The organism is Anoxybacter fermentans, assembly GCF_003991135.1.
In the GTDB taxonomy this organism is placed as follows: Bacteria; Bacillota; Halanaerobiia; order DY22613; family DY22613; genus Anoxybacter; species Anoxybacter fermentans.
On the sequence record NZ_CP016379.1, the window covers coordinates 100,388 to 113,845 of the forward strand.

Annotated in this window: 15 protein-coding genes and 1 riboswitch; all 15 genes read left to right on the plus strand. The window is 37.9% G+C overall.

All coding sequences use genetic code 11. The annotated features are described in order from the left end of the window. The first annotated feature begins 110 nt into the window (after positions 1-110). The 15 genes from BBF96_RS00410 (at position 111) to rfbB (ending at position 13,453) form a co-directional block, all read left to right on the plus strand. Positions 111-1,415: an NCS2 family permease gene (locus BBF96_RS00410; RefSeq protein WP_127015332.1), complete on the plus strand. Its 1,305-nt coding sequence runs from the start codon at positions 111-113 to the stop codon at positions 1,413-1,415. A 209-nt stretch (positions 1,416-1,624) separates the two neighbouring features. Then, entirely contained in the window at positions 1,625-2,107 is a 483-nt protein-coding gene (gene moaC, locus BBF96_RS00415; protein ID WP_127015333.1) for a cyclic pyranopterin monophosphate synthase MoaC, read from the plus strand. Between the two features lie 18 nt (positions 2,108-2,125). Beyond that, positions 2,126-3,385, plus strand: coding sequence for an MFS transporter (locus BBF96_RS00420; protein WP_127015334.1), 1,260 nt, complete (start codon positions 2,126-2,128; stop codon positions 3,383-3,385). Between the two features lie 18 nt (positions 3,386-3,403). Then, positions 3,404-3,850, plus strand: coding sequence for an MOSC domain-containing protein (locus tag BBF96_RS00425; RefSeq protein WP_127015335.1), 447 nt, complete (start codon positions 3,404-3,406; stop codon positions 3,848-3,850). After that, positions 3,843-4,334, plus strand: a complete 492-nt coding sequence (gene mog / locus BBF96_RS00430) for a molybdopterin adenylyltransferase (protein WP_127015336.1) — start codon at positions 3,843-3,845, stop codon at positions 4,332-4,334. The genes BBF96_RS00425 and mog overlap by 8 nt, the downstream gene beginning before the upstream one ends. Positions 4,335-4,457: 123 nt before the next feature. After that, positions 4,458-5,525, plus strand: a complete 1,068-nt coding sequence (orr, locus tag BBF96_RS00435; RefSeq protein WP_205665670.1) for an ornithine racemase Orr — start codon at positions 4,458-4,460, stop codon at positions 5,523-5,525. 79 nt (positions 5,526-5,604) lie between these two features. Next, a complete protein-coding gene (argF, locus tag BBF96_RS00440) occupies positions 5,605-6,543 on the plus strand; it encodes an ornithine carbamoyltransferase (RefSeq protein ID WP_127015337.1) in 939 nt (312 codons plus the stop codon). 153 nt (positions 6,544-6,696) lie between these two features. Beyond that, positions 6,697-6,987 carry a YerC/YecD family TrpR-related protein gene (locus BBF96_RS00445; RefSeq protein ID WP_127015338.1) on the plus strand — a complete coding sequence of 97 codons (291 nt, stop codon included), beginning with the start codon at positions 6,697-6,699 and terminating at the stop codon, positions 6,985-6,987. 360 nt (positions 6,988-7,347) lie between these two features. Then, complete coding sequence (gene cysK / locus BBF96_RS00450) at positions 7,348-8,265, plus strand: cysteine synthase A (protein ID WP_127015339.1); 918 nt, start codon at positions 7,348-7,350, stop codon at positions 8,263-8,265. 149 nt (positions 8,266-8,414) lie between these two features. Next, positions 8,415-8,526, plus strand: a riboswitch (SAM riboswitch). Positions 8,527-8,609: 83 nt separating this feature from the next. Next, positions 8,610-9,638, plus strand: coding sequence for a methionine ABC transporter ATP-binding protein (locus BBF96_RS00455; protein ID WP_127015340.1), 1,029 nt, complete (start codon positions 8,610-8,612; stop codon positions 9,636-9,638). Next, positions 9,610-10,281 carry a methionine ABC transporter permease gene (locus BBF96_RS00460; RefSeq protein WP_205665671.1) on the plus strand — a complete coding sequence of 224 codons (672 nt, stop codon included), beginning with the start codon at positions 9,610-9,612 and terminating at the stop codon, positions 10,279-10,281. Before BBF96_RS00455 ends, BBF96_RS00460 begins: the two co-directional genes overlap by 29 nt. 27 nt (positions 10,282-10,308) lie before the next feature. Then, entirely contained in the window at positions 10,309-11,112 is an 804-nt protein-coding gene (locus tag BBF96_RS00465) for a MetQ/NlpA family ABC transporter substrate-binding protein (RefSeq protein ID WP_127015341.1), read from the plus strand. A 134-nt stretch (positions 11,113-11,246) separates the two neighbouring features. Next, positions 11,247-11,969 (plus strand): sugar phosphate nucleotidyltransferase, encoded by a 723-nt coding sequence (locus BBF96_RS00470; protein WP_127015342.1) that lies wholly within the window; start codon positions 11,247-11,249, stop codon positions 11,967-11,969. A gap of 13 nt (positions 11,970-11,982) precedes the next feature. Continuing rightward, positions 11,983-12,438, plus strand: coding sequence for a polysaccharide biosynthesis C-terminal domain-containing protein (locus tag BBF96_RS00475; protein WP_127015343.1), 456 nt, complete (start codon positions 11,983-11,985; stop codon positions 12,436-12,438). Beyond that, positions 12,431-13,453 carry a dTDP-glucose 4,6-dehydratase gene (gene rfbB, locus BBF96_RS00480; protein ID WP_236777853.1) on the plus strand — a complete coding sequence of 341 codons (1,023 nt, stop codon included), beginning with the start codon at positions 12,431-12,433 and terminating at the stop codon, positions 13,451-13,453. Before BBF96_RS00475 ends, rfbB begins: the two co-directional genes overlap by 8 nt. The last annotated feature ends 5 nt before the right edge of the window (positions 13,454-13,458 follow it).

Below are 13,458 nucleotides of genomic sequence, written 5' to 3' on the forward strand. Positions count from 1 at the left end.
ACAATATAATAGATGTAGTTAATTAATGTTCGTATCAATACGAACAATAATTTAAATTTGCAGGTTAAATTTCAGCAAACATTAAAAAAGGGAGAAAGGGAGGCAGAAAAATGTTGGAAAGGATTTTCCGGTTAGAAGAACACAATACCACATTTCGCACGGAGTTAATTGCAGGTCTCACTACTTTTATGACAATGGCCTACATTATCTTCGTTAACCCGAGTATTGTACAAAAAACAGGAATGCCAGCCGAAGGAGTACTTATTGCTACTGCTGTTTCTGCAGCTCTGGCTACTCTTTTGATGGCATTACTTGCTAACTACCCCTTTGCCCTGGCTCCGGGGATGGGTTTAAATGCTTACTTTACTTATGGTGTGGTTCTGGGCATGGGTTGGACCTGGCAGGAAGCGTTGGGTGCAGTATTTTTGTCCGGAATTCTCTTTTTGATTCTGACTTTCTTTAAAGTTCGGGAAACGATCATTAATGCGATCCCGATGAGTTTAAAGAGCGGAATCAGTGCTGGAATTGGTCTTTTTATTGCTTTTATTGGTCTAGTAAATGCTGGTATTGTAGTTGATAACCCGGCTACTCTAGTTACTCTAGGTGATCCAACTGATCCAAATTTTCTATTGGCTGTATTTGGGCTCATTATTACTGTCTGGATGATGGCAAAAAAAGTACCCGGTGCGATCCTTTGGGGAATTATCATAAGTACTATTATTGCTGTTTTTACTGGAATTACTGACTCACCAAAGGGAATTATTTCCTTGCCTAATTTTGGACCCTGGATGGAAATTTTGGGTAAATTGGATATCAGTGGAGCTTTAAGCAAAGGAATCTTTACAGTTGTTTTCTCTTTCCTGTTTGTTGACTTTTTCGATACTGCTGGAACTCTGGTGGGTGTAAGTCAGCAGGCTGGTTTTCTGGATAAAAAAGGCAATTTACCAAAAGCGGGCCGGGCCCTTTTGGCTGATTCCATTGGTACTATTGGAGGTGCTTTTTTCGGTACTCCGACTGTTACCACTTATATAGAATCTGCTTCCGGTGTTGCTGTCGGTGGACGTACCGGTCTTGTTGGTCTGGTGGTAGCTGTTTGTTTTCTTTTATCCCTTTTCTTTATCCCTATAATTGGGATTGTTCCTGCAGCCGCTACTGCACCAGCGTTGATAATCGTTGGCTCAATGATGATGCGCAATGTTTTAAGTATTGACTGGAATGAATTAACTGATCTAATTCCCGCTTTTATGTCAATGATCACCATGCCTTTAACTTATTCCATTGCTACCGGTATTGCTGTTGGTTTTGTGGTTTATCCAATTGTTAAGCTGTTGGCTGGTAAAGGTCGTGAGGTACACTGGATTGTATATATTCTGGGAATACTCTTTATCTTCCGCTTTGCTTTCCTGGCTGGTTAATCAGATATTGAAGCTAAACCCGGGTCAAAGATTGACCTGGGTTTTCTTTTTCTTGAGAAAATTCTTAATTCAGCAGGGAATTTATATTAGATATTGAAATTTATTATTAAATAGTTTTACTGCAAAAAGTTAATTTTTCACTTCAAGAGAAATAGATACAATTTAGGGACTATGAGACAGATCTTTTTTGAAGGGAGATTAGATAGATAATGGAAAAAAGGTTAACACATTTAAATGAAGCAGGAAGGGCAAGAATGATTGATATTACTGAAAAAGATATTACCAAACGAACTGCGGTGGCAAAGGGTAGAATAAAAACTTCGCCTGAGACTCTCAGATTGATAAAAAATCACGGCTTAAAAAAGGGGGATGTACTGGCAGTAGCTCAGGTTGCAGGAATCATGGGTGCAAAGAAGACCAGTGAAATTATCCCCATGTGCCATCCCATTAACCTGACAGGTGTAGATCTTGATTTTCAATTAGATGAAAAAAAGGGTGTAATTGAGATTGAAGCGATGGTTAAGGTTACCGGGCAGACAGGGGTAGAGATGGAAGCATTGACCGCAGTTTCGGTTGCTGCCCTTACGATTTATGATATGTGCAAAGCAGTAGATAAAGGAATGGTCATTGAGGAGATTTATCTTGTAAAAAAGACCGGAGGAAAGAGCGGAGACTTTTATCGTGAAAAATAATAGGGAGAGGATAAAAAGGTGAAAAATAATTGGAGAGATTTTAAGGAATTATTTAAAAATATTGATTTTTTAAAATTATGGATAGCTCAAGTATTATCTTTAATAGGGGATTATATATATTCAGTTAATCTATATATATGGATTTATAAATTAACAGGTTCAGCTTTAGCCTTGAGTTCTTCAATATTTTTTCAAACAGTACCCCGACTGATTATGGCACCAATAGCAGGAATTATTATTGATCGTTTTAATCGAAAAAAGATTCTTATATTATCAGATATATTACGGGGAATTATTATATGTCTGTTCATTTTTGTAAAATCAAAAGAACAGTTATTGCTTGTATATCTAGTAGTTATTATTAATGCAGTAATTTCCAGAATAGCGATTCCGGCAAGGTCAACAATTTTACCTATAATCCTGGAAAAAGATAAATTGATTAAAGCTAATTCCTTATATAATTTTACTGAGTCAGCTACTCTTATTGTAGGTCCTATACTGGGTGGAATTTTATCCATTTTGAATTTTAATATTATTGTCTTTATCAATACAGTTTCTTTTTTTCTATCTGCCTTATTGATAAATAATATAGGTATTAGTAATGATGTAGTATCAACAAAAACTTTAAATGAGAAATCGGGGAGTTTTTGGAGTGAATTAGGATATGTGAAAAAACTTTTTAAGAAAAATCCTTTATTTATGGGATTATTGTCAGTAACAGTGTTATCAGCTTTAGGTCAAGGTGGAATTAATATCTTATATTATCCTTTTCTTTTAGATGTAGTTAAGGTGAGTAATACTCAATTTGGTTTAACACTGAGTTTTTTTGGATTGGGATCAATTATCGGTTCAATGTTGACAGGTTTTTATGCAGATATTTCAAAAGCCAGATGGGTTATTGGAGGTGGAGTTTTAGTTTCAGGAATATCTGTAATACTTTATAATACTTTTCCCAATTTATATATGGTTATATTTACAACTCTTATAGAAGGAATAGCGATTGCGGGGGTTTTTATTTTAATTCCTTCGATAGTGCAGACATATTTTAAAAAGGGTAATCAGGGAAAAGTATTCGGGTTATTGGATGCCTTTGAGTCTGGTTCTATGCTGTTTTCTATGGGTTTGAGTGGAATAATTGTAAGTTTATTTGGTATTCGGGTTGTATTATATGTTCTGGCAGGACTATTTTTATTTGCAGGTATAATAGGGACAATTTTATTAAAACCGGAACAAGAGTTTTTTGATGAAGGTGAAGTAATGAATTTTGATTGTTTATAAGAAAGGAGGATAATGTTTATGAAAGGAAAAATTGTTGCTATATCTATAAGTTCTGAAAAGGGGATGCAAAAAATAAATCAATCAGAGGTAATGGTTAAGGAAAATTATGGAATAGTGGGTGATGCCCATGCAGGTAAATGGCATCGTCAGATAAGCCTTCTGGCACAGGAAAGTATCGATAAAATGATTGCTAAAGGGCTTAATGTCAAGGCGGGTGATTTTGCTGAAAATATTACTACTCAAGGGATTGATCTTCTTGCTCTTGAAATAGGAGATAGGCTTAAACTTGGCATGGATGTAGTCCTTGAGATTACCCAAAAAGGTAAGGAATGCCATAGCCGGTGTGCCATTTATGAACAGGCAGGAGATTGTGTTATGCCAAGAGAAGGAATTTTTGCGAGAGTAATTAAAGGTGGAAAACTGACACCAGGAATGGAGATTGAGGTGGTGAAATGTAATGTATAGAGTTGGTGTATTGACTTTAAGTGATAGAGGTTTTCGGGGTGAACGGGAGGATTTAAGTGGTAAGGTGATAAAAGAGATGGTCAAAGGGATTCAGGGCCAGGTGGTTTGCTATGAGGTGATCCCTGATGACCTGAATCTGATTAAAGAGAAACTGATTCAGTGGTCAGATGAAGATAAACTTAATTTGATCCTGACAACGGGAGGTACTGGTTTAAGCCCCCGGGATGTTACTCCCAATGCAACATTGGAGGTAATTGATTATGAAGTACCCGGAATTGGGGAAGCTATGAGAAGAGAGAGTATGAAAAAAACTCCAAAAGCTATACTTTCACGGGCAGTAGCCGGGGTTAGAGGTCAGACCCTTATTATTAATTTACCTGGAAGTCCCAAAGCTGTTCGAGAATGTTTTGGGGTTATTATTGAAGCACTTCCCCACGGTTTAGATGTGTTAATGGGTCAGGTAGAAGATTGTGCGGAAAAATAGCAAAAAAAATTCTAAATATTTCGTGAAATCGAAAGGATTTCCCATCTTAAAAGCGAATTAATAAATAAGTTTATGCATCATTGAATAATGAACTGGATAAAGATGGGGAAGGAGTGGCTGAGATTGAAATATCCGCTGGTTGAGATTCACCTGGATAGGTTAAGAGAAAATGCTGAATATATTGTAAAGCTGGCTCAAAAGTATGGAGTTCAAATCTGGGGTGTAACCAAAGTAACCTGTGGTCATCCTGATGTAGCCAGAACACTTCTGGATGCAGGGATTAAGGCAATTAGTGATTCCAGAATTGAAAATATTCAAAGAATGCGTAAAGCAGGGGTAGATACTTACTACACACTCATTCGTATTCCCATGATTAGTGAAGCAGAAACTGTAGTTCAGTGTGCCAACTGTAGTTTAAATTCAGAACTGGATGTATTAAAAGCTTTAAATGAGGCAGCAGGTAAGTATAATACTGTGCATGATGTGATTTTAATGGTTGATCTGGGAGACTTGCGTGAAGGAATCTGGCCTTCTGATTTAATGGATATTGTTGGAGAAACACTCAAATTGAATAATCTTCGCTTAAAGGGTCTTGGAACTAATCTGACCTGTTGGGGAGGAGTTTTACCAACCGAAGAAAATCTGGGCCAATTGGTAGAACTGGCTAAATCTGTTGAAGACCAATATCAGATTCAATTGGAGATAATTTCGGGTGGTAATAGTTCTTCTTTACCTCTGTTGAGAGAAGGAAAAATGCCCCATGGAATTAACCAGTTACGAATTGGGGAAGTAATAATGTTGGGTAATGATACAGTTTCTCATAAGCCATTCCCTAATACCCGTCAGGATACCTTTATTTTAAAAGCAGAGATTATCGAGTTGAAAGAAAAGCCATCCCATCCCATTGGAAAAATTGGTCTGGATGCCTTTGGTAAACCGCCGTTTTTTGAGGATAAAGGAATTCGTTTAAGGGCCATCTTGGGAATTGGTAAACAGGATGTGGCAGCAGATGGGCTTAAACCTTTAGATCCTGGTATTGAAGTGGTTGGTGGTAGCAGTGACCATATTATTCTTGATTTAACGGAAGCGGAAGGAAGTTATAAGGTTGGGGATATTGTTGATTTTACTGTAGGGTATGAATGTCTCTTAAAGGCTATGACTTCTCCATATGTAGAAAAAGTTGTGGTTTAAAAAAAGAAAAGAAGGAATTTTTTATACATTCACGAATATTTATAACATAATGAATAATTTAGAAAAGGAGTGGGCAGAAATGGCAGTAAATTTAAAAGGTAAACATCTGCTGACCATTCATGACTGGAGCGTTGAGGAAGTATGGCAGGTTCTTAAAACTGCAGAGCAGCTCAAGCTGGAAGAGAAAAGAGGTCAAAAGCATGAACTTTTAGCTGGTAAGACTCTGGGCATGATTTTCCAAAAGCCATCCTTAAGAACCCGGGTTTCTTTTGAAGTTGGTATGACAAAATTGGGAGGTCATGCAGTTTACTTAGGTCCAGATGATATTAAACTTGGTAAGCGGGAAACAACTGAAGATATTGCTAAAGTTCTCTCCCGTTATGTAGATGGAATTATGGCCCGTGTATTTGATCATAAAGATGTAGAAGAACTGGCTAAATATGCGACTGTACCAGTTATTAATGGTCTTTCTGATTTCAGCCATCCATGCCAGGCTTTTGCAGATATTTTCACAGTTTATGAAAAGAAAAGAACTTTTAAAGGTTTAAAGATGGCCTTTATTGGTGATGGTAATAATGTGGCTAATTCTTTGATGTTTGCCTGTGCTAAAGTAGGTATGGATTTTGTCATTGCCAGTCCAAAGAATTATTGGCCAAAAGAAGAAGTTGTTAAAATGGCGAGAGAAGATGCAAAAGCTACCGGTGCTACTATTGAAATTGTTGAAGATCCTAAAGAAGCTGCAAAAGATGCAGATGTTGTTTATACCGATGTCTGGACCAGTATGGGTCAGGAAGCTGAATATGAAGAGAGAGTTAAAGTTTTTAAACCATATCAGGTTAACTTAGAACTCCTTGAGCTTGCTAAACCTGATTGTATTGTTCTCCATTGCTTACCTGCTCACTATGGTGAAGAGATTACTCTGGATGTAGCTCGTGATCCACGTGGTCAATCCATTTACGATCAGGCTGAGAACCGGATGCATGTTGAAATGGCTATCATGGCCATGGTTATGGGTTAAAAAGTTTTTCAGTAGAATAAAGAAGGATTTGTTTTGAAATAAGCGAAATTATGTAATATCTAAATTGGGATGGGACGCAAAACATTGATGTTTTGCGTTCCTTTCATCCTGGAGGTATAGGTGTAAAAAGGTAAGCAAAGGAGGAGTGCCAGGGTGAATGAACGGTTAAGAGATAGATTTACAGACCAATTATTTAAAGCAATCCTACTTTTAGAAAATGAGGAGGAGTGTTATCGTTTTTTTGAAGATATTTGTACTGTCAATGAGATCAAATCTATTGCTCAACGCCTTGAAGTAGCAAAGATGTTAAAAGAAGGAGCTACTTATGAAGAGATTGCCAAAGTAACTGGCGCAAGTACAGCTACCATCAGCCGGGTTAAACGGTGTTTGAATTATGGTGCTGATGGTTATCAGCTGGTTTTAAAACGTCTTGGAGTAGGTTAATACAAAGGGAGTGAGGTACTAAAACAGTACCTCATTTTTTTTTAAAAAAACAGGGTGATTCAAAATAAAGTGTGGAAAAATAACTGATGATTAAACTGCAAAAAGTTAATTTTAAGCGGCATAGAAATTTTTCGTTAAACTATCTTAGTGAGATTTCGGCTGAAATTGAACTTGAGATGGTTCGAAAAATTTCTTCTGAAGCGAAAAATTAGCTTTTTGCAGTAAAATCAACTGATAAATTATGAAATAGTTTTCACCCAGAGGGTCAATTAATTTTCTTGACAGGACTTTCTGAATTTGATAAAATATTTGCATAAAAACATATAGGAATACTAGAAATTAAAGAGTAGGAGGGGAATTATGATGATTGCTAATAATGTTGGCGAGTTGATTGGAAACACACCTATGGTCAGATTGAATCGGATGGTGGAGCCGGGAAGTGCAGAAGTGGTTGTTAAGTTGGAAGAATTTAATCCCGGCGGAAGTGTTAAAACCAGAATTGCCTGGAATATGATAAAGGAAGCTGAGAAATCTGGAAAATTAAAGCCGGGTGGAACTATTGTGGAACCCACAAGTGGTAATACCGGTATTGGTCTTGCCCTTATAGGTGCGGCACTGGGTTATAAAGTGGTTTTGACCATGCCAGAAACTATGAGTATCGAGCGACGTAAGCTTCTTAAAGCCTATGGTGCTGAACTTATTCTTACTCCTGGAGATAAGGGAATGCCGGGAGCTATTGAGAAAGCTAAGGAATTGGTAGAAACTCATGATAACTATTTTATGCCCCAACAATTTGATAATCCAGCTAATCCCGATGTTCATCGTAAAACTACTGCCCGGGAGATCCTCCGTGATACTGAGGGTAAATTAGATGCTTTTGTGGCCGGAGTAGGAACGGGCGGTACTCTGACCGGTGTAGGAGAGATTATTAAAGCAGAAGTAGAAGGTGTAAAAATTGTGGCTGTGGAACCTGCCGACTCTCCCGTTATTTCAGGAGGAAAACCGGGCCCACATAAAATTCAGGGAATTGGTGCAGGATTTATTCCAAAAAATTTACGTGTAGAACTTATAGATCAGGTTATTCAGGTTTCTAATGAAGAAGCTATGGAAACAGCCAGAAGAATGGCCAGAGAAGAGGGGATTTTAGGTGGTATTTCTTCTGGTGCAGCAGTATTTGCCGCTCTACAGGTGGCCCGAGAATTAGGAGAGGGTAAACGGGTGGTAGTAGTTGCACCTGATACAGGTGAGAGATATCTGAGTACAGAACTTTTTAGTTAAAGAATTTTTTTTTTCAAAGCTACTTTTTTGACTTGACAAGCAAGCTATACTGTGTTATCTTATAGATAAATGTTTTACTTCAAGCTTTTAAAGTAGCACCCCCTTAAAGTACTAAACCACCCCTTAAAAGTGAATAGTAAGGCCAAAATTACTTATCAAGAGTGGTGGAGGGACTGGCCCAATGAAGCCCGGCAACCGGCCTGATAGTTTAGGGTACGGTGCCAATTCCTGCCTGATGTTATGCATCAGGAGAGATGAGTAATTAATTTACTCGATTGATAATGCTCTCCTGACGGAGAGTATTTTTTTTGTCATTTAAGGGTATATAGAGGGAGGCGAAATAATTGATTCAGATAAAAGATTTATACAAAGTATATGAAGGTAATGAAAAGGTAGAGGCGGTTAAGGGGGTTAACCTGACTATTAAGAAGGGTGAAATTTTTGGAATTATCGGTGCCAGTGGGGCTGGTAAAAGTACTTTAATTCGCTGTATAAATTTACTGGAAGTTCCTACAGCAGGGCAGATTTTTGTGGATGGAGTCGAGTTAACCGGTCTTGCAAGGCGGGAGCTACGTAAGGCCAGACAAAAAATCGGAATGATTTTTCAACATTTTAATTTACTTTCTTCCCGGACAGTAGCGGAGAATGTGGAGTTTCCTCTGGAGATTGTTGGGGTACCAAAAGAAAGGAGAAAGAAAAGAGTTAAGGAGCTTTTGGAATTGGTTGGATTAAGCAATAGGGCTGATCACTATCCAGCACAGTTAAGCGGAGGGCAAAAACAGCGGGTAGGAATTGCCCGGGCTTTAGCCAATGAACCAAAAGTACTTCTCTGTGATGAAGCCACATCAGCTCTGGACCCTGCAACTACTAGATCTATCTTAAAATTAATTAAAGAGATCAATCAGCAGTTGGGATTAACAGTGGTTCTCATTACCCATGAAATGGATGTAATTAGGGAGATCTGTGATCGGGTAGCGGTTATGGATAACGGTCAGATTCTGGAAGTAGGAGAAGTAAATCAGATTTTTGTTGCTCCTAAATCGCCGATTACGCGGGAACTATTGGGGCAGGTAAAGCTAAAACTGGATCCGGAGATTTTAAACGGAGTAGGTGAAGGCTGGGTATTAAAGGTGATTTTTATCGGGCCATCAGCCAAAGAGCCAGTTATCTCCCAATTGATTCAAAGATATCAGCTTACGGTGAATATTTTGGCTGGAAATATTAAGCAACTACACGATGAATCGTTTGGTGAGCTAGTGATAAAAGTTGAGGGAGATGAAAATAAAATCCGTCAGGCAATAAGTGAGTTATTGAAAAAGGAGCTTAAGGTGGAGGTGCTTAGATATGGTAGTAATGTACGCGCAGCTCTCTAAGCATCTACCATTATTAATGGAGGGCTTAAGGGAGACTTTATACATGGTCGGAGTTTCTGTAACATTTGCATCATTACTTGGAATTCCTCTGGGAGTATTGGTAGTTGTAACAGAAAAGGGACATATATTTGAGCTTCGTTGGTTGAACCTATTCCTGGGTTGGTTGGTCAATGTTGCCCGTTCGGTACCCTTTATCATCCTGATGATAGCGATAATTCCTCTAACCCGGGCCATTGTAGGTACATCTATCGGTACATCCGCAGCTATAGTACCATTAACGGTGTCAGCCATTCCCTTCGTGGCCAGGATTGTAGAGACAAGTTTAAAAGAAGTTGATGTTGGAGTGATCGAAGCAGCCCAGGCTATGGGGGCCAACAGGCTACAGATTATTTTAAAAGTACTAATCCCTGAGGCTTTGCCATCTCTGATTCTGGGAATGACCATTACTACTATTAGTCTTGTGGGATATTCAGCAATGGCTGGTGCCATCGGCGGTGGTGGATTGGGAGATCTGGCAATCCGGTATGGCTATCAGCGCTTTCGTGGAGATATTATGCTTGAAACTGTAATTTTGTTAGTTCTTCTGGTTCAAGGAATACAGTGGATGGGAAATCGCCTGGCACGGCGGTTTAACCATAAATAAAAAAATTAAGTAAAGGAGTTGAAGAGAATGAACAAGTTTTTGCGGTTATTGGTTGTAGTGTTGTTTGTTGTCTATTTGGCAGGATGTGTTAGGGCAGGTGATGTACTGAAAGTAGGAGCAACTCCTGTCCCACATGCTGAGATTCTGGAATTTATTAAGCCCATTCTTGCTGAGAAGGGTATTAAACTCAAAATAGTTGAGTTTAATGACTATGTACAGCCAAATCTGGCTTTGGCGGAAGGTGAATTGGATGCTAATTATTTTCAACACATCCCTTACTTGACTACTTTTAGCAAAGATCACCGTCTGAATCTGGATTATATTGCTGGTGTGCATATTGAACCAATCGGTTTTTACTCTCAGAAGATTAATAATATCAAGGATTTGAGGAAAGGGGCAGTTATAGCTATTCCCAATGACCCTACCAATGAAGGACGGGCTTTGCTTCTCCTTCAAGCTTATGGCCTGATTAAGTTAGATCCAGAAGCTGGGTTACAGGCAACTCCGTTGGATATTGTAGAAAATCCGTTTGAGTTAAAGTTTCATGAATTAGAGGCAGCTCAGCTTCCCCGGGCACTTCCTGATGTTGATGGGGCAATAATTAATACCAATTATGCTTTGTCAGCAGGCCTAGTTCCGCTGAAAGATGCACTGATTTTGGAAAACAGCAAATCACCATATGTAAATGTACTGGCAGTAAGAAAAGAAGATGTTAACAATCCAAAACTTAGGATTCTGGCAGAAGTGCTGGTATCTGAAGAGGTTAAAAACTTTATTCTGGAGAAATACAAAGGTGCTGTAGTACCTGCACCGAGTTTAAAGAGCGAATAAAAAAGAGTATAGTTAATCCCCATTCACCAGGTTGGTGAGTGGGGATTTTTTGTTGAACAAAAAATATTTCAGTTTCATATAGTTAGTATTATAAAGAATGGTTTTTAGCTTTGTAAAACTGAGAGGTGATTAAAATGAAAGGCGTTATTTTAGCTGGCGGAACTGGTTCCAGACTTTATCCAGTAACGAAGGTAGTTAATAAACATTTACTTCCGGTATATAATAGGCCACTGATCTATTACCCCATTGAGACAATGAAAAAAACGGGTATTACAGATATTATGGTAGTATTGGGAGGAGAGAGTGTAGGTGAGTTGATCAAATTATTGGGTAGCGGTGAAGAGTTTGGAGTAAAACTCACCTATAGATATCAAGAAGGAGCCGGAGGGATTGCTCAGGCATTAGGCTTAGCAGAAGATTTTATAGGAAATGAGAAAATGATGGTGATTTTGGGCGATAATATCATTGAAGATAACTTAAAAGATGCTGTAACAGACTTTTTAAATTCTAAGCTAAAGGCAGGAATCTTTTTAAAAGAAGTCTCAGACCCGGAACGGTTTGGAATTGCAGAGATTAAAAATGGTAAAGTTAAAAAGATTGAAGAGAAGCCAGAAAACCCAAAATCTAATTTTGCAGTGACAGGTATTTATTTATACGATTCTCAGGTCTTTGAGATTATAAAAGCTCTAAAACCGTCTGATCGAGGGGAGTTAGAGATAACTGATGTAAATAATGCTTTTATTTTGCAGAATTCATTAAAAGCGTATTATCTAAAAGGATATTGGATTGATGCGGGAAAGTTCGAAAGTTTATATAGGGCTACTTCAATTGTTGCAGAATCCATTACTACTGCATGAGGAGGAAGATAAGATGATTGAGGGAGTTAAGACCAAAAAATTAAAAATAATTCCCGATGAACGGGGAAGATTAATGGAAATATTAAGAGAGGATGACGATCTTTTTATTAGCTTTGGGCAAGTTTATATGACAACTGCATATCCGGGGGTCGTTAAAGGCTGGCATTATCATAAAAAACAGATAGATCATTTTGCGGTTGTTAAAGGGATGATGAAAGTGGTATTATATGATGGCAGAAAGGATTCGCCAACTTATGATGAAATCAATGAATTTTTTATGGGTGAATACAATCCTATTATGCTCCAGATTCCTCCTTATGTTTTCCACGGCTTTAAATGTATCGGTACAGAAGAAGCTATCCTTATAAATATTCCGACAGAAAAGTATAATTATGATAATCCAGATGAATATAGAATAGACCCTCATCAAAATGATATCCCCTATGATTGGAGTCGTAAAGATGGGTAAGGAGTGGGGTAAAATGTTTAAAAAGGTGCTTGTAACTGGTGGAGCTGGATTTATAGGCTCCAATTTTTTGCACTATATGGTCAACAAATATCCTGATTATTTTTTTATAAACCTGGATCTTTTGACTTACGCCGGTAATCTAGAGAATTTAGTCGGTATTGAGAAAAAACCAAATTATCAATTTATTAAAGGAGATATAGCTGATCAGAAATTGGTTAATAAGATAGTCGGCGATGGTGTGGATTGTATTATTAATTTTGCTGCTGAATCCCATGTGGACCGTAGTATTTATGACCCGGGAATTTTTGTCAAAACCAATATTACAGGTACACTGGTTTTATTAGAAGCAGCAAGAAAATACGGGGTAAAGAAATTTATTCAAATTTCTACTGATGAGGTGTACGGTTCATTAGGTCCTAAGGGGTTATTCACTGAAGAATCTCCCCTTGCTCCTAATAGTCCCTATTCTGCGAGTAAAGCATCTGCTGATTTGCTAGTCAGAACCTATCATAGAACTTTTGGATTACCGGTAAATATAACCCGATGTTCTAACAACTATGGCCCATATCAGTTTCCTGAAAAATTAATACCTTTATTTATAACCAACGCTTTAGAGGAAAAAGAGCTTCCTTTATATGGTGATGGTTTAAATGTAAGAGATTGGATCTATGTAGAAGACCATTGTCATGCAATCGATCTGGTTCTTCATAGGGGAAAAAATGGTGAGATTTATAATATAGGTGCTAACAATGAAATGACCAATCTGGAAATTACCCGGATTATACTTGAGGAGTTAGGAAAATCCGGGTCTTTAATCAAATTTGTGAAAGACCGACCGGGCCATGATCGGAGATATGCTATTGATTCAACAAAAATCAGGCAGGATCTTGGCTGGATTCCTAAATATAACTTTAAAGATGGAATTAAAAAGACAATTCAATGGTATAAAAACCATAAACACTGGTGGAAGCGGATTAAGAGCACAAATATGTATGGTTATACTGCAAAAAGCTAATTTTT

Coding starts and splice junctions, on each gene's coding strand:
- BBF96_RS00410 (WP_127015332.1), top strand. CDS start 111: ATGTTGGAAAGGATTTTCCGGTTAGAAGAACACAATACCACATTTCGC.
- moaC (WP_127015333.1), top strand. CDS start 1,625: ATGGAAAAAAGGTTAACACATTTAAATGAAGCAGGAAGGGCAAGAATG.
- BBF96_RS00425 (WP_127015335.1), top strand. CDS start 3,404: ATGAAAGGAAAAATTGTTGCTATATCTATAAGTTCTGAAAAGGGGATG.
- mog (WP_127015336.1), top strand. CDS start 3,843: ATGTATAGAGTTGGTGTATTGACTTTAAGTGATAGAGGTTTTCGGGGT.
- argF (WP_127015337.1), top strand. CDS start 5,605: ATGGCAGTAAATTTAAAAGGTAAACATCTGCTGACCATTCATGACTGG.
- cysK (WP_127015339.1), top strand. CDS start 7,348: ATGATGATTGCTAATAATGTTGGCGAGTTGATTGGAAACACACCTATG.
- BBF96_RS00460 (WP_205665671.1), top strand. CDS start 9,610: ATGGTAGTAATGTACGCGCAGCTCTCTAAGCATCTACCATTATTAATG.
- BBF96_RS00465 (WP_127015341.1), top strand. CDS start 10,309: ATGAACAAGTTTTTGCGGTTATTGGTTGTAGTGTTGTTTGTTGTCTAT.
- BBF96_RS00470 (WP_127015342.1), top strand. CDS start 11,247: ATGAAAGGCGTTATTTTAGCTGGCGGAACTGGTTCCAGACTTTATCCA.
- BBF96_RS00475 (WP_127015343.1), top strand. CDS start 11,983: ATGATTGAGGGAGTTAAGACCAAAAAATTAAAAATAATTCCCGATGAA.
- rfbB (WP_236777853.1), top strand. CDS start 12,431: ATGGGTAAGGAGTGGGGTAAAATGTTTAAAAAGGTGCTTGTAACTGGT.